A 17,430-nucleotide genomic window follows, 5' to 3' on the forward strand; every position below is an offset into this window, starting at 1 on the left:
GACTTGTCCCGCCGGCCCAGTAGCGGGTGAGCAACTCAAGTCCCTCGCCGAGGCGTTCGGCGTGCACGGTCCGCCTGACGGCGTCGCCGGCTGCCGTATCTCGCCGTCGGCGGCCCGCCGAGCCCCGCCCTCCCGAAGACCACCCGGCCACCGCTGAGCGCGTCCAACGTGGCGACCTGGCGGGCGAGCTGCTCGGGCCGGTACCGGGGCACGGCGGCGACCAGGGGACCGACGCGGAGCCGGGACGTCGGCGAGGGCCGCCGCGGTGAGCAGCAGCCACGGGCGTCGGCGAACGGCTTGCCCTCGCTGCACCTGCTTGTCAGTGGACGACGTGGTCCCACACCAACAGGCCGTCCCAGCGCCCGCCTGTTCGCCGCGACCGCGGTGCGGGCGACGGTGTGTGGGCGTCGGCGAAGTCACCGAAGTTCGGTGTTTGCGATCGAGAAGCGCATGACGGCATCGCGCCCGGCCGGGCGTGGGACGGCCACCCGGATTGACGGCTCCCGCCAAGCCCAAGACCTCCCGCCGAGCCCAAGGGCTCCTGTCGTGCACAGGGCTCCCGTCAGCCACCGCCGGGCGCGGGGCCGCCGGGCGCCCCGTACCGTGAAACCTGATCACCGCTCTGCCGGCCCGCCGCGCCGCGAACGGCACCCTGTCGTCGCGCCGCCGCGACCTCCTCCGCACGACGGACAGACCGAGGCCCGGAGCCGGGCAGGCTGCGGGCGGCGGGCGCCCGGTAGAAGCGGTCGAAGACGCGGTCCAGGTCCTCCTCGACGGATGCCGGGACCGCGGTCGAGGACCTCCACGCGGGACGCCGCCGCTCGTCACCCGCGTACGGCGATCTCGATGGGGTGCCGGCCGTCGACGTCGAACTTGGCGGCGTTCTCCACCAGGGTTGGACAGGGCGCGCTGGTTGCTGCGCGGGGCGGCCCGCGATCGTCGTGTCGCCCTCGGTGCGGACGGTGACGGTGCGTGGCCCGTGCGGCGCCTGGCCGCCGTGGCGACGTCCTCGGCGGTCTCGGCGAGGACGACCTCGACGACCGCCTTCGTCGCTCTCCCGGCCCGCCGCCAGGTGCACCAGCTCGCTGACCAGGTGTCGGTGAGTCTCGCGGGACTCGTCGGCGATCGGCGACGAGTTCCTCGCGGGCCGCGGGCGGCAGCCCTCGATCCGGCGCAGCAGGGAGATGTTCGTGCGCAGCGAGGTCAGCGGCGTGCGGAGTTCGTGGCCCGCGTCCTGGACGAGCCGGCGCTGGTCCTCCGTCGAGCGGGCGAGGCGGCCCAGCATCCGGTCGAAGGACCGGCCCAGGCTGCCGACCTCGTCGCCGCCCTCCACCGGCACCGCGACGTCGAGCCGGCCGGTCGAGGCGACGTCCTCCGCGGTCTCGGCGAGCCGGACGAGCCGCGATCCGGCGGGCCAGCCACCAGCCGAACAGGCCCGCCGCGGCGACCACCGCCCCGGCGAACAGCAGCGTCCGCTGCTGCAGCTCCGCAGCAGGTCCTCGGTGTCGCTGGAACTCCTGCGCGACCTGCACCGCGCCGCGCCCGTCGCCAGAGCGGCACGGTGGCCATCCGGTACTCGTCGCCGTCGATCTCCACGTCGTCGTCACTCGGCGAGGACGCTCCGCGGCCTGCGCGCCGGCGGTCCCGACCGCCGCCGCGTCGACGCCGGGAGCCGGCTGCCTTTGTCGGCGATCCGGGCCGCCGGGGCCGCCTGCACGCCGGTGCCGGCCGGGCGGAGTCAGGCCGTCGCAGCCGTCGTCGGTCGGGGTCGCCCGAGGTGAAGTCGTCCGGGGACAGCATCTGCTGGCGTGACCTGGGGTGCGCAGGTCGTGGACGACCTCGCCGAAGACGGCCTGCTGGTCGACGCGGACCAGCCGGGCCGCCGAGTCGTAGGAGAGGAAGCCCACGAGGGCGGTGACCCCTGCGGCCACCGCCGCGAACGACACGGCGAGCTTGGTGCGCAGGCTCCGGGGCGTGCGTCTCGGTCCCGCGGCCGCCGGTCGAGGGTCGCCCGCCCTCTGAAGGCGCACCTCAGCCCTCCCTCAGGACGTAGCCGACGCCCCGACCGTGTGGATGAGCGGTACGCCGTGCGGCTCGTCGACCTTCCTCCGCAGGTAGCCGACGTAGACCGCCAGGTTCTTCGAGCCCGGGCCGAGTCGTAGCCCCAGATGCGGTCGTAGATCGTGGCGTGGTCGAGGACGATGCCGCTGTTGCGGGCCAGCAGTTCCAGGAGGTCGAACTCGGTGCGGGTGAGCCCCAGCTCCCGGGTGCCGCGCCAGGCCCGGCGGGCGCCGGGTCGATGCTGGGCAGGTCGGCGGCGGTGACGCCCTGCGCATCGGATTCGGGGCGGTCGGCCGGTGCGGTGCGGCGCAGCAGGGCGCGCAGGCGGGCGAAGACCTCTCGACGTCGAACGGTTTCACCACGTAGTCGTCGGCGCCCGCGTCCAGGCCCGCGATCCGGTCCGGGGTCTCCACGAGCGCGGTGAGCATCAGGATCGGCGTGCGGTCGCCCTCGGCGCGCAGCACCCGGCAGACCTGGAGGCCGTCGATGCCCGGCATCATCACGTCGAGGACGAGGACGTCGGGGCGGGAGCGCGCGCGCCGACGCGAGCGCCCGCGACGCCGTCGGCGACGGCCGTCACGACGTAGCCCCTCCAGGGTCAGCGCCCCGCGCCAGGGCGTTGCGGATGGCGCGGTCGTCCCCGGCGAGCAGCACGGTCGGGGCGGGAGCGGGTGTCGGCACGCTGCCCAGTGTGCCCCGCCATCTGTGCGCATCCCCTGATCGGGCGTCCGCCAAAGGGCTTCTTACCGCCTTCACCCGGCGCGGCGCGCGGCTTACCTGCCACAGCACGCGCTGGCGCCGTACATCAGGTACATCGAGGGACACCGAGCGCCGCCCGTGGCGTCTCGGGACCGCACCGGGGAGCCCGCCGGGGGAAGGCACAACGCATGAAGATCGTGTTCCTGCTGCACAACGCGTACGCCATCGGCGGCACGGTGCGCACCACTCGCTCAACCTGGCCGCCGCGTCGCCGAGCACGGCGGCCACGAGGTGGAGGTCGTGTCGATGTCGCGGCACCGGAGAGCTGGTTCGCCGTCGACCCGCGCGTCGCGCTCGTGCCGCTGGTGGACACGCGGGACGGCAGCCCGACACCGGCAGCCCGCGTTCGGAGGCCCGCCCGGGACTTCCCGGCCGCCGAGAAGCGGCACGAGCAGTACACGCCGCTGCACGACCAGCGGGCCCGCGCCTACCTGACGGAGCGCTGCGACGCGGACGTCGTCGTCGGCACCGGCCGGGACTCAACGTCTACCTGGCGCTGTGGGGGCTGCGGCGGGCGCTGCGGATCGCCCAGGGGAGCACCTGCGGCACGACGCGCACGGCAAGAAGCTGCGCACCGTCCTCGCCCCGGCACTACCGGTCGCTCGGACGCGGTCGTCACGATGACGGAGGCCGACGCGGCCGTGTACCGCGCGGATGCCGCTGCCGGGGGTGCGTGCTGGCCGTGCCGGAACATCGCGCCGCCGTCGGCGGTGCCGCCGTCGGACGGCACGTCGAAGATCATCGCGGCGGCGGGGGCGGCTCGCGGCAAGCGCTACGACCTGCTCCCTGGAGGCGTCTTCGCCGCGGTCTCCGTGAAGGAACCGGACCAGAGCGAAACCGCAGATCTACGGCGGCGGGGCGCAGGAGCAGCGACTGCGGGATCTGGTCAGCGGCCCGGGCTGACCGGGCGGGCCCGGCCTCATGGGCGCGGTGTCGCCGATCGAGCCGGAGCCCGGCCGGGCCCGCTCGTGGTGAGCGCCTCGGACGCGGAGTCCTTTCGATGACGCTGGTGCGGAGGCGATGCGCTGCGGTGCCGGTGATCAGTACGGACGCGCCGCCGCCCGCCGAGATCATCACGGACGGCGCCGACGGGCGTCTCGTACCGGCCGGTGACCGCGCGCGCCCTGCCGCCGAGGCGATGGTCGACCTGATCGAGGACGGGCCGGGCCGCAGGTCGATGTGGCCGCGGCGGCCCTGGCGTCGGCGCACCGCTACGACCCGGAGCCGATCGTCGCGCACCACGGCTCGCTTCTTTCACCCAACTCCGCGCCTCGCGACGCCGTCGTATGACGTGGCAACGGTTCCGCGCTCCGGGCCAGCCAGCTGGGCACGCAGAAAGGTCCGTTCGGCACGCGCTGCGTGGGCCGGGCCGACCAGTGACACCCGATGACCGGCGACGCTCTACCCCTTCCCCGCGGCACCGCACGGCCCCGGCATTCCTGACGCCGGCGCGGCGCCTCCTGCGGACCGCCCGGCCCCACCAGGACCCTCCGGCCCCCGGGTCCCGGTGGCAGCGGGCCGACACGGGGCGGGAGGTGGACCGATCCAGGCCGGTGGCGGCCGCCTTCGGCCCCGCCACTGTGCCGCCCGGCGACCGCTGGGCTCGCCACCGTCGCGGCGCTCTACCGCCCGGCCCAACCTCACGCCTCGTCGTCACCTGAGCTAGCACGGCCTCGGCTGGGACGAGGCCGCGTACGTGTCGCAGTACGACCCGCGCGAGCCGGCCGCCTTCTTCAGCGCGCCGCGCTCCCGCGGCACGAGCCTGCTGACCGCGCCGTTCGTCGCGGTGACGGACTCCACGACCGCGCTGCGGATCGGCCTCGCCGTCGCTGTCGTCGGCCGCGCTGTACAGGGCGTTCCGCCTCTGGCGGCCGCTGGTCGGGACGCGGACGACGGCGCTCGCCGCGCTGCTCTTCGCGAGCCTGTGGATCACGGTCCTGTCCGGTCCGATGGCGATGCCCAACCTGTGGGTGGCGCTGGGCGCGGTCGGCGCCGTGGGCTGGTTCCTGCGCGGCGGCCGGTGGCAGCTCGCCCTGTGCGTCGCAGTGGTGGCGCCGTTCCGGGCGCCGGACGCGGTGTGGCTGGTGCTGCCGCTCGCCGTGTACGCCCTGGCCGTACGGGACCGGCGGCGCACCCTGCCGTACCTCGCGGCGGGCCTGGCCGCCGGGCTCGCCCAGTGGGTCGTGGAGGCGTGCACGTCCGCTGGGGCGGCGTCACCGAACGGCTGCGCGTGTCGAGCGCCACCGGGGGCGACATGGGCCTGCACCTGAACCTGGGCACGGCCTGGCGCGCCGTGAACGGCCCGCTGCTGTGCCGTCTCTGCACGGCGGGCGCCCCGTTCCAGCCGGACCTGCCCTGTGGTGGCCTCGCGCTGCCGCTGCTCGCGGCGGCGGCCGGATACGTCGCGGTCCGCGACCGCCGGGCTGCCCCGGCCTCGTCCCGCTGGCGTGCGCGGCGGCGCTGGGCGTCCCGTACCTGCTGCTCATCGGCTACTCGGCGCCTCCGGTTCCCTGCTGCCGACGTACGCGCCGCTGTCCGCTCCCGGCGGCGCGTGCGGCACGCGCCACGGCTGCGACAACCCCAGGCGCTGGCGGTCGCCGCGGTCACCGTCGCCGCAGCTCCAATGCCGCACTCCAGTACGCGGTGCTGCACCGCCAGGTCGCCTCGCGACCAGCGGGCGACCGACGCCCCGGCGATACGCCGCCGCGCGGGCCTGCGCACGATGGGCGTGACCCCGCCCTGCCTGGTGACCGGCCCGCGCGCCCTGCCCATCGCCTACGCGGCGAGGCTGCGCCTCGGCCCCAGGCCAAAGGGCAACAACACGTCCACGACCCGCGCGCCGCCACTCCTCCGCCAGGCCGCCCGCGATCCCACGGCACTTCCTCGCGAACCGGGCCACCGCCCGCCGGCTCACGCCCGCGACTGGACGTACGAACTCCCGCACACGTCCGGCTGGACGGCGTGGAAGGCGGTCCCGTACCGGCTGCGGCCGCTGGGTCCCTGAACCGGGCGGTGGGCCGGTCACCGGTGTAGCGGTACCGGGCGCGAAGGGATCTTCACCTCTTTCGTCGTCGTTCGCAGTTCGCTCACCGCCTTGGCACCGCGCTGCGGCGCTCATCGGTCGCGCGAGCGGCGCGCGAGGCGGCGCGCATTGGCCGGGAGCGCAGGAGGTAGATGGTCTCCCTGCCAGGCGTCGTAGTCCTCGTCCGACGCCTCGCCGCCCGGTCAGGGCGCGCGCATGGCACCCTCCTGCTCACATCTGCTGCGTGAGTCTCCCTGATCGGGACCGGTTCGTGAATTCCGTACCGGTCTGATGGTAGGTGTGCCCAGGTCACTCGGCTTCGCAACGCCGCCGCAGCCGCTGCCGAACGGCACCCAGGTTTGGTGCCGAAGGCAGGTGTCGGGGTCGACGAGCAGTGTGATGGCGCCGCCAGGGAGCGGGGGCGATGGCGGCGGTGGTGTCGACGCCGGGCCGGCGGCGCCGGGCGGTGGTGGCGGTGGTGGGGGTCATGTGGCGGGCGAGTTCCCGCCGGCCCGTTCGATGCGGGTGGCCAGGCCGTCTTCGCCCCAGTCCTCGGAGGCGGCGTAGACGGCGGTGGGCAGGACCAGGCGCGCAGGTAGGTGAACAGGGGCGCAGGGCGTGTTCGGTGACCAGGGGGTGGCGGCGGTGCCGCCGGTCGCGGCGACCAGGACGGGTTTGCCGGTCAGTGCGTCCTTGTCGATGACGTCGAAGAAGGATTTGAACAGGCCGCTGTAGGAGGCGGCGAACACCGGGAGACGGCACGATCAGGCCGTCCGCGGCGCCACCGCGTCGAGCGCGGCGGCCAGGCGGGCGGGCGGGAATCCGGTGACGAAGTGCTGGGCGACCTCGGTGGCCAGGTCCGCAGCTCGATCACCTCCGCCTCCACCCCGGCCTCGGTGCCCAGGCGGGCGGTGGTGGCCGCGGTGAGCCGGTCGGCGAGCAGGCGGGTGGAGGAGGGCGAGCTCAGGCCGGCCGAGACGACGACGAGCTTCACGCCTGGGTCACTTCCTTGGCGGCGACGCGGGCGGTGTGGGTGGGCGCGTCCGGCACGTTCGTGGGGCGCTGGTTGGCGAATTCTTGCGCAGGACCGGGACGACTTCCTCGCCGAGCAGGTCGAGCTGTTCCAGGACGCGGTCTTGAGGGCAGGCCGGCGTGGTCCATCAGGAACAGCTGGCGCTGGTAGTCGCCGACCACGTCGCGGAAGGCCAGGGTCCGCTCGATCACCTGCTGCGGGGAGCCCACCGTCAGCGGGGTCTCGCGGGTGAACTCCTCCAGGGAGGGGCCGTGCCCGTAGACCGGGGCGTTGTCGAAGTAGGGGCGGAACTCGCGCACCGCGTCCTGGGAGTTCTTGCGCATGAACGCCTGCCCGCCCAGGCCGACGATGGCCTGCTCGGGGGTGCCGTGGCCGTAGTGGGCGTAGCGCCGGCGGTAGAGGCTCACCATCTGCCGGGTGTGGGAGGCCGGCCAGAAGATGTTGTTGTGGAAGAAGCCGTCGCCGTAGTAGGCGGCCTGCTCGGCGATCTCCGGCGAGCGGATCGAGCCGTGCCAGACGAACGGCGCGACGCCGTCCAGCGGGCGCGGGGTCGAGGTGAACGACCGCAGCGGCGTGCGGAACTTGCCCTTCCAGGTGACCGTGTCCTCGTCCCACAGCCGGCGCAGCAGCGCATAGTTCTCGATCGCCAGATCGATGCCGTCCCGGATGTCCTTGCCGAACCACGGATAGACCGGGCCGGTGTTGCCGCGGCCCATCATCACGTCCACCCGGCCGTCCGCCACGTGCTGCAGCATCGCGAAGTCCTCGGCGATCTTCACCGGGTCGTTCGTCGTGATCAGCGTCGTCGACGTGGACAGGATCAGACGCTCGGTGCGCGCCGCGATGTAGCCGAGCATCGTGGTCGGCGACGACGGCACGAACGGCGGGTTGTGGTGCTCACCGGTCGCGAAGACGTCCAGACCGACCTCTCCTCGGCCTTCTGCGCGATGGCGAGCATCGCCTTGATGCGCTCGTGCTCGCTCGGCGCGCGTCCGGTCGTCGGGTCGACGGTCACATCTCCGACGGTGAAGATCCCGAACTGCATGCTGCTCACCTTCCGCAGGTTGTTGACTGTTCAACTATACCCACAGAACCGTGCCCGCCCGCGACCTATTCCCCACCCCCTTCTGCGTCTCCTCCCAGGCCCTCGCCCGCCCCTCTCCCGAAAAGCCCTTGCCGCGCCGCTCGGGCCCGCGACGATCACCCCGATGACGACGACACCGGAACCCGCAGCCACCGCCCGCCCCGTCGCCCTGGTCACCGGCGTGGGCCGCACCATCGGCATCGGCGCCGGTATCGCCCGCCGCCTCGCCACCTCCGGCTGGGACATCGCCTTCACCTACTGGACGCCCTACGACGACCGCATGACCTGGGGCGTCGAGAGGGGCGCCACCGACGCGATCACCGACTCCCCTCACCGCACACGGCGCGGCCACCGCCGCCGTCGAGGCCGACCTCACCGACCCCGGGGCGCCCGCCCGCATCTTCGACGAGACCGAGGCCCGCCTCGGCCGCCCGGTCACGGCGCTGGTGATGTGCCACGCCGAATCCGTCGACTCGGGCCCGCTCGACACGAGTCGAGAGCTTCGACCGGCACTTCGCGGTCAACGCCCGCGCCACCTGGCTGCTGATCCGCGAGTACGGCCGCCGCTGCACCGCCGCGCCGGGCACCGGCCGCGTCATCGCCCTCACCAGCGACCACACCGTCGGCAACCTGCCCTACGGCGCCAGCAAGGGCGCCCTGGACCGCATCGCAGGCCGCCGCTCGCGAACTCGCCCCACCTCGGGGTGACCGCCAACGTCATCAACCCCGGCCCGATCGACACCGGCTGGATGCCCGACGGCCTCCGCGACGACCTCACGAAGGCCACCCCGCGCGGGCCGCCTCGGCACCCCCAGGACACCGCCGACCTCGTCGACTTCCTCTGCTCCGCGCAGGGCCGGTGGATCAACGGCCAGTTGCTGAAAGAGCAACGGCGGAGTCGCCCTAGGAGGCCACCGGTGACCGTGCGCCGCCCGCCCGCCGACCTGCCCCCGCGTCGCGGAGCTGGCCGCCGAGCACGCCGCGTACGAGCGGGCCGCGCCGCCCGCCCGACGCGCGCGGCGGCTCGGCGCTGCTGTTCGACACGCCCGCGCCCCGGCTGCGCCCTCCTGGTCGCCGAGCCGGCCGACGGCGAGGGCCCCTCGTCGGCTACGCGAGCTGCGCACCCGAGCTCTCCACCTGGCGGGGCCGCAGTACCTGCACATGGACTGCCTCTTCCTGAGCGAGGGCGGCCCCGCGGCTCGGGCTACCGGCGCGCTCCTGATGGCCGCCGTGGCCGCCGAGGCCCACGCGCTCGGCCTCGACGAGATCCAGTGGCGAACGCCCACCTGGAACGAGGGCGCGCGCGCTTCTACGACCGCATCGGCGCCCCACGCCAGGAAGCTCCGCTACACGATGAGCAGCGCCCTCACCGACCGCTGACCCGGTACGGGTCCCGCCCGGTCGCCGCGAGCAGCCGCTTTCGAAACCGGGCGCGTCCGCGGCGACTGCGCGCCCGAACACCCCATCGACCGGGCCGTCGGCGCCCGGCTTCCGCCACCGCGGCCGCCAGCGGCGCCACGACCCGCGCCGGCACCTGCGCTACCTGGCCCGTGGCCCGCGCCAGGGTTCCCACGCGTGCACCGTCAGATCGAGCAGCGCCATCGAGCCGACCAGGCGGGCGGGCATCTTCATCGCGCCGCTCTCCCCTCCTCGGCCCCCGGCGCCGACCACGCGGCGACCAGCGCGTCCGCCTCGCGCGCGAACCGCTCGCGCCAGTCCGCCCTCGCCCACCCGGTCCGGCGTCGAGCTGAAGTCGGAGTCCTTCTTCGCCGCCGGTTTCTGGAACTCCACGATCACGTGGAAGATGGTTGACCAGGGACTTCGCGTCGTAGTCCGCGCACGGGGTCGGCCCGGTCAGGGAGCCTGGTCGCCGATCCCGGCGACGACCGGCACGGCGTGTTCCGCCGCCACGGCCATCAACTCTCCGACGCCGTCCACCTGCGCCTGTCCGTTCGCCTGAGTGTCCATGTCCCGACGCTACGGCCGCGGGCCCCGCGGCTCTTGAACAAACGCGACGCTGTCAGTGCCCGGCCGTACGATCCGCTCACGGACCCGGCCCCGTCCGCACCCCGCCGCGACACCCGCGGGATCGTCGACCCGTCCGCGCTGCTCACCCGCGTGCGGCTGCGCCGGCACGCACCGCCGAGGCGCCCTGCGCCCGTACGTCGAGAACTACTGGTTCATCGACTGGGACCTGCCCGCGCCGTACGCCTGCACATCGTCCCGCACCTCCCGTGAACCTCACGTTCCAGTGGGACTCCGCGGACAGCGGGGAGAGCGAGACCTACGGCGAGTTCACCGAGGTGTACGCGCCCGGTCTGTACGCGCAAGATCGGCGGCCGCGGGCGGGTGTGCGGGGCGAAGTTCTGGCCGGGCGCGTTCCGCCCGTTCGTGCCGGACGTCCCGGTCGCCGAGCTGGACCGGCCGGATCTGCCGTACGAGGACGTCTTCCCGGCGACCGACGTCACCGCCGTCGTCTCCCCGCCGACGACCGGGACCGGATCGCCGCGCTCGACGCCTACCTGCTGCCGCTGCGCCCGCGGCCCCCGACCCGCAGGCCGGGCTGGCCCGCCGCCTCGTCGCCCGGATCCGTGCCGACCGCGAGGTGCGCCGCGTCGCCGACCTGGCGCACACCGAGCACCTGACGACGCGCTCCCTGCAGCGCCTGTTCTCCGGGTACGTGGGCGTCAGCCGAGTGGTGCATCCTGCGCTACCGCATCCACGAGGCGCTGGAGGCGGCCGCCACCCGGGACGACGTCGACTGGGCGGCCCTCGCCGCCGACCTCGGCTACGCGGACCAGGCCCACCTCGTCCGGGACTTCACCGCGACGGTCGGCGTCCGCCCACGTCCTACGCGGGCGAGTCCGGCTGACCCGGCCCCTCCAGCGACTTCCGGAAGTGGAACGGGCTGATCTCCATCCGCTCCCGCAGGTAGAACCGGTGCGCGTCCGTACGCCGCGTGCCCGAAGTCCAGGTCCAGGCACCGGCAGCCCAGCCGCACCGCCCGCTCCTCAGATACCCGAGCAGCGCCCGGCCCACCCGCCCGACCGCGCGGCCCCCGACGTCACCAGGTCGTCGACGTACAGCTTGCGCACCTGGCTGGTGTTGACGAGCACCCGCCAGCCGGCCACCCCCACGCACACTCCGTCCTCGGCGTACGCGGCGCTGAACCGCAGCCCCTGCCCGTACCCCTCCGCGTACACCTCGCGGAACAGGTCATCGGTCAGGTGCGGGCGCAGCTCCCGCAGCACCGGCAGCACTTCGGAGACGAGACGCTCGTCCCCCGGCTCAAGGTCGACGATCTTCATGCCACGACTGTAAGGGGCGCTACCCGGCGTGCTTGATCGCGTAGATCATCACGAACGCCACGATATTGGTGCCGAAGAGGGAAGTAGCCCAGGTACCACCACGTGTACCGCTCGCCCTTCTTCTCCTGGGCGAGCCGGCGCGCGTCGTACTCCTGCTGCAGGACGTCCAGCGGATCCGGAGCGTCGTCACTGCTCACGGTGGACCTTCGTGTTCGACGCCTGGGCGCGCGGGCGGACCACCAGCAGGTCGATGTTCACGTGCGGCGGACGGGTCACCGCCCAGCTGATCGTGTCCGCGACGTCGTCCGCGGTCAGCGGCTCGGCCACGCCCGCGTACACCTTCGCGGCCTTCTCCTCGTCCCCCGCCGAACCGGGTCAGCGCGCGCTCGTCCGTCTTCACCATGCCGGGCGCCACCTCGATGACCGCACCGGCGTGCCGACGTCTCCAGCCGCAGCGTCTCCGCGAGGACGTGCTCGGCGTGCTTCGCGGCCACGTACCCGCCGCCGCCCTCGTACGTCGCGAACCCGGCCGTCGACGACAGCACCACGACCGTGCCGTCGCCGGAGGCGGTCAGCGCCGGCAGCAGCGCCTGCGTACGTTCAGCGTGCCGATGACGTTCGTCTCGTACATCTGCCGCCACTGCTCCGGGTCGCCGGAGGCCCACGCGCCGAGCGCGCCGCCCGCGTTGTTCACCAGCACGCCGATCGTCTTGAAGGCGGTGGCGAACTCGTCGACCGCGGCGCGGTCCGTGACGTCCAGGGCGTACGCGGCGGCCTGGTGCCCCGCCGCGTTGATCTCCTCGGCGAGCGCCTCGATCCGGTCCCTGCGGCGGGCCGTGAGCACCACCGGTACCCGGCCGCGGCCGGCTGTCGCGCGGTCGCGGCGCCGTGCCGCTGCTGGCACCCGTGACGACGGCGATGCAGGATGCGGCTGCGGGGCCATGGGCTGCTCCTCGTACGAGTGGACGACTGTCCCCAGGATAGGACGCCGCCTCAGTCGCGGGGCGCGCTATGATCACCGATGCCGGCCGGGCAGATCAGGGCGCCCGACGTCCCCAGCGCGTCGCCGGTAGCCGTCCGCGACCACGCCCCACGCGATCGAGCCCGCCACGAACTACGCCGCCGTACGCCGCAGGATCCGGCCGAACTCGGCGTCCGGCTGGAGCGTCGCCACGAACCCGGCTACAGGCCGAGCGCGATCACCCCCGCCCCGATCCACACCCAGCCGCGGTGCTCCCGCGCTGCCACCAGCCACGGCGCCGCCGATCTCGAACAGAGGGCGGCGAGCGCGAACAGCAGCACGGAACGGGCGACGATCATGCGCCACAGGGTGTCACGCACGTGTCGGGACCCGCGCGGCGTGGGATAGATCCGCCGCCGGACCCCGCCCTGCCGCCCTGCCCCCGCCGAGCACGATCGCCCTTCCGCACGGAGGTCACCATGCACCCCGCCCTCGTCCCCGCGGCGCTCGCCCTCGCCCTGGTCTCCCCCGGCCGACGGCACCGCCGCCGAGGCCGACCTCGCCTACCACGGCAGCGTCACCATGTCCGGCGCCCGCGTCACCGTCACCTACACCCCGCAGAACCACGGCCCCCACCGACGTCCCCGACGCCACCGTCCGGCTCACCGCGTCGGCGCCGCTCGCCGACGCCCAGACGCTGCCCGACGCCTGCCTGCGCACCGGACCGCGCACCGTCACCTGTCGCACCGGCGCCCTGCCGGCCGCGTCCGTCGGCGACCCGCTCACCCTCGGCATCCGGCTCGCGGCCGCCACCACCGAGGTCACGCTCCGGCTCGCCACCGCGTGGGGCGGCGGCCCCGCGACCTGACCCGGAAGACACGACCGGCGCCAGGTCCTGGTCCTGGACGCGGCGACACGTACCTTCTGAGCCCGCTACGTTGGGGCCCGTGCCCAAGCCACCCCCGCCCGCCGGACGACCTGCTCGCCGAGCTGAACACCGAGTCCCGGCGCTACATGGCCTCCCTACGCCCTGTTCAACCAGGCCGTCGCCGACCACATCGGCCTGCACCGACCTCCAGTGCCTCAACCTCCTCACCCTGGAGAAGGCCCCGTCACCACGGGCCGCATCGCCGAACTCACCGGCCTGACCACCGGTTCGGCGACCCGCCTCGTCGACCGTCTGGAGAAGGCGGGCTACGTCGTGCGCGAGCGGACACGGCCGACCGCAGGCGCGTCCTCGTCGTGACCGTGCCCGAGAGGTCGCCGAGTTCGGCCGCATGTGGGACGGCTCGGCAGCAACTGGTCGGTCCTCTTCGACGACCTCGTGACCGAGCTCGCCCTGATCATCGGGCACATGAAGCGCACCGTCGCGTTCAGCGCGGACCAGGTGGACCGGCTGCGCTCCGGCGACCTCAGCTGACGCCGGCCGCGTCGTACGACTCCCGCGCCACGGACACCTCGTCCATGTGCGCCTCCGCCCCGGTCCTTCACGGCGACCAGCAGACCGCTCAGGCTCCGGCCGGGCGCGGTCGGTTCGTAGTCGACCCGGACCGGCACCGACGGGGTCACCGTGCGCGCCACGATCCCGTCCCGCTCCAGCGCCCGCAGCGTCTGCGTCAGCATCTTCTGGCTGACGCCCGCGATCTTCCGGCCCAGGTCCGAGTAGCGCATCGGCCCGTCGCTGCCGTCGAGGGCCGACACGACCAGGCTCACCCACTTGTCGCTCAGCCGCGCCAGCAGCTCGGTTCGTCGAGCACTCGCGCAGGAACGCGTCGTACGCGAACCGCTCCTGCTCGCGGCGCTGCGCCGCCGTCATCGTCGCCATGGCTCCGTGAACCCCCTGCGCACTTCGCGGTGACGTACGCACTTCGTGTACTTACCGAAGAGTAGCACTCCGTACGGTTTGCGGACGTGGCGGAAAGCCACACAAAACCTCTCAATCGCCCACCCATCAAGGAGTTGCTCTCATGCGCGCAGCAGTCGTCACGACGTTCGGCGGTCGGAAGCGGTCGGGATCGCGGACGTCGAGCGCGCAGGCCGAAACGCCGGCCAGATCCGCATCAAGGTCGCGGCTGCCACCCCTCAACCCCGTCGGGGCGCGGGCTCCGAGCGGGCGGCGGCCGGCACCGGCGCGGGCTCGGCACAGGGACGTGGCCGGGACCGTCGGGCCACTGACGTCGCCGCGGGCTGGCAGCCCGGCGGGCGGTGGTCGTGCGCTACGGCCTCGCCAACCCCCTCGGCACCCACGCCGAGCAGTCGTCGTCGACGCGTCCGCGCCGCCAGGCCACCACCCTGGACGCCACGCGCGCCGCGACCCTCCTCAACGCCCTCACGGCCGCCCAGGCGCTCGACCTGCTCGACGTACGGGGCGGAGCCAGTCGCTGCTGGTCACCGGCGCGGCGGGCGCCGTCGGCGGCTACGCGGTTGCAGCTCGCCGCCCACCGGGGCATCGAGGTCACCGCGTACGCAGCGCGGCCGACGAACTGCTCCACGGCCTCGGCGCCACCCGTCGTCCCGCGGCACGGCCCCCGCCCCGGCCGACGCCGTCCTCGACACCGCCGTGCACTGGGCGCCGGGCGCTGGCCTGGGTCGGGACGGCGGCGCCTACGCGGGCGTCATCCCCGGCGCCGCGGCGAGCGCGGCGTGCGCACGCCGGCGGTGGAGGGGTCGCACCGGACGGCGCCCGCCTCGCCGAACTGGTCCGGCTCGCCGACGAGCGTACTGACCACGCGGGTCGCGGAGACGTACGCCCTCGCCGACGCGGTGAGGCGCACGCACGGCTGGCGGAGGGCGGGGTCGAGGCCGCCTGGTCCTGATCCCTGACCCCGGATCCCTCTAATGTCCGTGATCCTCGGGGCGTTGCGCGTGCAGCAGCGGTACGACACCGCGGCAGACCAGCGCGACACAGGCGACGACGGCGAGGCTCACGACGGTGGCGTGGGCCGCGCCGCTGCCGTCGGCGACCTGGAGGTACACGGTGGTGACGAGGGCGGCGCCGATGCCGTTGGACACCTGCTGCCGCGCCCAGCGCACCGGCCGCGCTGCCGCCTCGGCGGGCGCGATGTCGCCGATGGTGACGTCGTACGTGGACCCGAAGCAGGCCCCCCATCCCCCAGTACCGACGACGAACAGCGCAGCGAACGCCCAGCCGGGCACGTCCGTGCCGAAGCGGGCGACGAGCACGACAGCGCGACGGTCCCGGCGAAGGTGATCACGAGCCCGCCGAGCACCGGCCGCCGCCCGAACCGGCCGATGAGCCGGTAGCGGGCGATCGACGCGACGACGATCCCCACGGACGGCGGCATCGGGGCGACGGCGGCCCCGGCAGGTGACCTGCGAGCCCCGACTGGAGGAACAGCGACGACGTACAGCAGCCCGGCGACGGCGGCGAAGAACACGACGCCGAGCAGCGGACGTGAATCCGCGGCCCGCAGCAGCGAGGGCCGGATGAGCAGATGCGGGGCGACGGTCTGGCGCCGGCAGAAGGCGGCGAAAGAACACGGCCCCCGCCACCAGCAGCGGCACGGCCGCGCGGACCAGCCGCTCCCGGCCCCCTTCGATGAACCCGCCCAGCATCCCGAGCAGGGCGGCGCCAGGTAACACGGACCCGACCGCGTCGACGACGGTGTCCTTCTCGCCGCGGTCCTCGGGCAGCAGGCGGACGGCGGCGGAGGCACCAGCCGAGCACGATGTTGATCAGGAACACGGCGCGCCAGCCGAGCCCGCCGAGATCGGCGTCGATCAGGAACCCGGCGAGCACGGGCCGCCGACGGCGGACAGCCCCATCACGGGCCCGAACGGGCTGAACGCCTTCCCGATCTGCTCGCGCGGCCCGGGTGGCACCGAGGATCCCGACCCCTGCGGGATGACGAGGGGCTCGACGCCCCCTGCACCAGCCGTGCGGCGACGAGCGGATGAGGACCGCCGGCGAGCCCGCAGGCGACGGCGCGACGGTGAACCCGCCGAGCCCGGCAGGGACAGCCTGCGCCGCCCGAACTTGTCCCCGAGCCGCCCGCGGCACGAGCAGCACCCCGAGCGCGAGCGCGTACGGGCCCCGAGCCTGCACGAGGCCGGCACCGCCGCCGAGGTCTCGCGCGATGGTCGGGGCGGCGACAGTTAGACGGTGGCGTCGACGAGGTCAGCACATCGGCGGCGGCACGACGGCCAGCACGGCCCATCGGCCCGCCCCCGAGCAGCACTCTCGGCCACCGGCGGCCGGGACGTGTGAAGTCATGGGTGAGACCCCAAAGGTGCGGAGCGGAATGCAGCCGCGACGCCGGCGCTGTGACCTCCATCGGCGTCGCGCAGAAGCTGCGTGACGCAGATACTCGACGAGCCGGAAGCTGTCAAGCGCTTCCGGCTCTCCCGGCTCACGTCCGGCGCTCCGCGCGGGGCCTCAGCCCTTCACGCAGACCACCTGCTTCAGCTTCAGCCGACCTCCACGAGGTCGCGCTGCTGGTCGATGACCTGCTCGATCGGCTTGTACGCACCGGGGATCGTCCACGACGCCGGAGTCCCTACGGCACTCCACGCCCCGCGTCTGCTCCTCCAGGTCCCGCGTCGAGAACCGCTTCTTCGCGGCGTTCCGGCTCATCTTCCGGCGCGCCGTGCGACGGGTTGAAGGACGCAGCGTTGCCGGGACCCTTCGATGTACGAGCCCGTCCCCATGGAACGGGATGATCCGTACTCACCGGAGCCCGCCGGATCGCGCCCTCACGGGTGACCAGCAGGTCCACGCCGTCGTGGCGCTCCTCGACGTAGTTGTGGTGCGCGCTGATCTCCTGCTCGCAGCCGGCTTCGCCTTCTTGAACTCCCTTGCGGATCACGTCCTTCAAAGAGCGCCATCATGATCGTGCGGTTGTACGGCGTACTCCTGCGCCCAGAACAGGTCGTTGCGGTACGCCGCCATCTGCAGGGGGTGTCGCGATGAAGACAGCCAGGTCGCGGTCGACCAGGTTCTGGTTGTGCGGGGCTTCGCGGGCGACGCCGTCGTGGTGGTCGGCGGGTTCGCTGCGCCGATGTTGCGCTGAGCCGGAGTGCACGCATGAGCCACACCGAATCGGACGTATCCACAGACACCACAAAAAATGATTCCCCGAGCCAAGGGTTCATCTGCTTCATGGCTCGGCCCTCCGGAACTTGACCGAATCGGCCACCCCCGTCGAACCGTCCCCAGAACCCGTCCCACTCGGCCGTCCCGAA

Annotated in this window: 14 protein-coding genes and 9 pseudogenes; 8 read left to right on the top strand and 15 right to left on the bottom strand. The window is 73.7% G+C overall.

All coding sequences use genetic code 11. The annotated features are described in order from the left end of the window. Window positions 1-35: 35 nt before the first annotated feature. From RBJ77_RS06815 to RBJ77_RS06825, 3 genes and pseudogenes are all read right to left on the bottom strand, one after another. Window positions 36-341 carry an LLM class flavin-dependent oxidoreductase gene (locus RBJ77_RS06815; protein ID WP_372344112.1) on the bottom strand — a complete coding sequence of 102 codons (306 nt, stop codon included), beginning with the start codon at window positions 339-341 and terminating at the stop codon, window positions 36-38. Between the two features lie 221 nt (window positions 342-562). Beyond that, window positions 563-1,552 carry a HAMP domain-containing protein gene (locus tag RBJ77_RS06820; protein ID WP_372344122.1) on the bottom strand — a complete coding sequence of 330 codons (990 nt, stop codon included), beginning with the start codon at window positions 1,550-1,552 and terminating at the stop codon, window positions 563-565. A 479-nt stretch (window positions 1,553-2,031) separates the two neighbouring features. Next, window positions 2,032-2,742, bottom strand: a pseudogene (locus tag RBJ77_RS06825) (response regulator transcription factor). A gap of 206 nt (window positions 2,743-2,948) precedes the next feature. Here RBJ77_RS06825 and RBJ77_RS06830 point away from each other — a divergent pair. Then, window positions 2,949-3,824, top strand: a complete 876-nt coding sequence (locus RBJ77_RS06830) for a hypothetical protein (RefSeq protein WP_372344113.1) — start codon at window positions 2,949-2,951, stop codon at window positions 3,822-3,824. A gap of 658 nt (window positions 3,825-4,482) precedes the next feature. Here RBJ77_RS06830 and RBJ77_RS06835 read toward each other — a convergent pair. Beyond that, on the bottom strand, window positions 4,483-4,620 hold the full coding sequence (locus RBJ77_RS06835; RefSeq protein WP_372344114.1) for a hypothetical protein: 138 nt from the start codon (window positions 4,618-4,620) through the stop codon (window positions 4,483-4,485). 149 nt (window positions 4,621-4,769) lie between these two features. Here RBJ77_RS06835 and RBJ77_RS06840 point away from each other — a divergent pair, with 149 nt between their 5' ends. Both RBJ77_RS06840 and RBJ77_RS06845 read left to right on the top strand, forming a co-directional pair. Further along, entirely contained in the window at window positions 4,770-5,090 is a 321-nt protein-coding gene (locus tag RBJ77_RS06840) for a hypothetical protein (protein WP_372344115.1), read from the top strand. Continuing rightward, window positions 5,012-5,824: a hypothetical protein gene (locus tag RBJ77_RS06845; RefSeq protein WP_372344116.1), complete on the top strand. Its 813-nt coding sequence runs from the start codon at window positions 5,012-5,014 to the stop codon at window positions 5,822-5,824. The genes RBJ77_RS06840 and RBJ77_RS06845 overlap by 79 nt, the downstream gene beginning before the upstream one ends. A gap of 327 nt (window positions 5,825-6,151) precedes the next feature. Here the strand turns inward: RBJ77_RS06845 and RBJ77_RS06850 are convergent. From RBJ77_RS06850 to RBJ77_RS06860, 3 genes and pseudogenes are all read right to left on the bottom strand, one after another. Continuing rightward, a pseudogene (locus RBJ77_RS06850) lies at window positions 6,152-6,836 on the bottom strand (CE1759 family FMN reductase). After that, complete coding sequence (locus RBJ77_RS06855) at window positions 6,833-7,795, bottom strand: CE1758 family FMN-dependent luciferase-like monooxygenase (RefSeq protein WP_372344123.1); 963 nt, start codon at window positions 7,793-7,795, stop codon at window positions 6,833-6,835. The pseudogene RBJ77_RS06850 and the gene RBJ77_RS06855 overlap by 4 nt, the downstream one beginning before the upstream one ends. Further along, a complete protein-coding gene (locus tag RBJ77_RS06860; RefSeq protein WP_372344124.1) occupies window positions 7,696-7,920 on the bottom strand; it encodes a hypothetical protein in 225 nt (74 codons plus the stop codon). The genes RBJ77_RS06855 and RBJ77_RS06860 overlap by 100 nt, the downstream gene beginning before the upstream one ends. 163 nt (window positions 7,921-8,083) lie before the next feature. On the opposite strand from RBJ77_RS06860, the pseudogene RBJ77_RS06865 reads away from it, so the two are divergent. Next, window positions 8,084-8,880: pseudogene (locus RBJ77_RS06865) on the top strand (SDR family oxidoreductase). Here the strand turns inward: RBJ77_RS06865 and RBJ77_RS06870 are convergent. Beyond that, window positions 8,863-9,003, bottom strand: coding sequence for a hypothetical protein (locus RBJ77_RS06870; RefSeq protein ID WP_372344125.1), 141 nt, complete (start codon window positions 9,001-9,003; stop codon window positions 8,863-8,865). The pseudogene RBJ77_RS06865 and the gene RBJ77_RS06870 overlap by 18 nt on opposite strands. Before the next feature lie 117 nt (window positions 9,004-9,120). Between RBJ77_RS06870 and RBJ77_RS06875 the strand changes: the two genes are divergently transcribed. Then, a complete protein-coding gene (locus tag RBJ77_RS06875) occupies window positions 9,121-9,339 on the top strand; it encodes a hypothetical protein (RefSeq protein WP_372344117.1) in 219 nt (72 codons plus the stop codon). A 159-nt stretch (window positions 9,340-9,498) separates the two neighbouring features. Here RBJ77_RS06875 and RBJ77_RS06880 read toward each other — a convergent pair whose 3' ends face one another. Further along, entirely contained in the window at window positions 9,499-9,756 is a 258-nt protein-coding gene (locus RBJ77_RS06880) for a hypothetical protein (protein WP_372344118.1), read from the bottom strand. 291 nt (window positions 9,757-10,047) lie between these two features. On the opposite strand from RBJ77_RS06880, the pseudogene RBJ77_RS06885 reads away from it, so the two are divergent. Next, window positions 10,048-10,871: pseudogene (locus RBJ77_RS06885) on the top strand (helix-turn-helix domain-containing protein). Window positions 10,872-10,970: 99 nt separating this feature from the next. On the opposite strand, the gene RBJ77_RS06890 reads toward RBJ77_RS06885, so the two are convergent. The 3 genes and pseudogenes from RBJ77_RS06890 to RBJ77_RS06900 all read right to left on the bottom strand — a co-directional run bounded on the left by RBJ77_RS06890 (window position 10,971) and on the right by RBJ77_RS06900 (window position 12,587). Beyond that, window positions 10,971-11,267 (bottom strand): hypothetical protein, encoded by a 297-nt coding sequence (locus RBJ77_RS06890; RefSeq protein ID WP_372344119.1) that lies wholly within the window; start codon window positions 11,265-11,267, stop codon window positions 10,971-10,973. A 186-nt stretch (window positions 11,268-11,453) separates the two neighbouring features. After that, window positions 11,454-12,187 (bottom strand): annotated as a pseudogene (locus RBJ77_RS06895) (SDR family NAD(P)-dependent oxidoreductase). A gap of 73 nt (window positions 12,188-12,260) precedes the next feature. Further along, a pseudogene (locus RBJ77_RS06900) lies at window positions 12,261-12,587 on the bottom strand (YnfA family protein). Window positions 12,588-13,242: 655 nt separating this feature from the next. Here RBJ77_RS06900 and RBJ77_RS06905 point away from each other — a divergent pair. Beyond that, window positions 13,243-13,648 (top strand): annotated as a pseudogene (locus RBJ77_RS06905) (MarR family winged helix-turn-helix transcriptional regulator). Here RBJ77_RS06905 and RBJ77_RS06910 read toward each other — a convergent pair. Next, window positions 13,641-14,053 (bottom strand): annotated as a pseudogene (locus RBJ77_RS06910) (winged helix-turn-helix transcriptional regulator). The pseudogenes RBJ77_RS06905 and RBJ77_RS06910 sit on opposite strands and share 8 nt — an antisense overlap. A 386-nt stretch (window positions 14,054-14,439) precedes the next feature. Between RBJ77_RS06910 and RBJ77_RS06915 the strand changes: the two are divergent. Then, window positions 14,440-15,051 (top strand): hypothetical protein, encoded by a 612-nt coding sequence (locus RBJ77_RS06915; RefSeq protein WP_372344120.1) that lies wholly within the window; start codon window positions 14,440-14,442, stop codon window positions 15,049-15,051. A gap of 12 nt (window positions 15,052-15,063) precedes the next feature. On the opposite strand, the gene RBJ77_RS06920 is transcribed toward RBJ77_RS06915, so the two are convergent. Both RBJ77_RS06920 and RBJ77_RS06925 read right to left on the bottom strand, forming a co-directional pair. Further along, window positions 15,064-15,411 carry a hypothetical protein gene (locus RBJ77_RS06920; RefSeq protein WP_372344121.1) on the bottom strand — a complete coding sequence of 116 codons (348 nt, stop codon included), beginning with the start codon at window positions 15,409-15,411 and terminating at the stop codon, window positions 15,064-15,066. Between the two features lie 1,213 nt (window positions 15,412-16,624). Then, a pseudogene (locus tag RBJ77_RS06925) lies at window positions 16,625-17,430 on the bottom strand (RtcB family protein); the annotation flags it as partial.

The sequence above is a fragment of the Streptomyces sp. KL116D genome (genome assembly GCF_030766975.1).
GTDB lineage: Bacteria > Actinomycetota > Actinomycetes > Streptomycetales > Streptomycetaceae > Streptomyces > Streptomyces longispororuber_A.

Bases quoted from the DNA above. Each gene is read 5' to 3' on its own strand.
- RBJ77_RS06830 (WP_372344113.1), top strand. From the start codon at position 2,949: ATGAAGATCGTGTTCCTGCTGCACAACGCGTACGCCATCGGCGGCACG.
- RBJ77_RS06840 (WP_372344115.1), top strand. From the start codon at position 4,770: ATGGCGATGCCCAACCTGTGGGTGGCGCTGGGCGCGGTCGGCGCCGTG.
- RBJ77_RS06860 (WP_372344124.1), bottom strand. From the start codon at position 7,920: ATGCAGTTCGGGATCTTCACCGTCGGAGATGTGACCGTCGACCCGACG.
- RBJ77_RS06875 (WP_372344117.1), top strand. From the start codon at position 9,121: ATGGACTGCCTCTTCCTGAGCGAGGGCGGCCCCGCGGCTCGGGCTACC.
- RBJ77_RS06890 (WP_372344119.1), bottom strand. From the start codon at position 11,267: ATGAAGATCGTCGACCTTGAGCCGGGGGACGAGCGTCTCGTCTCCGAA.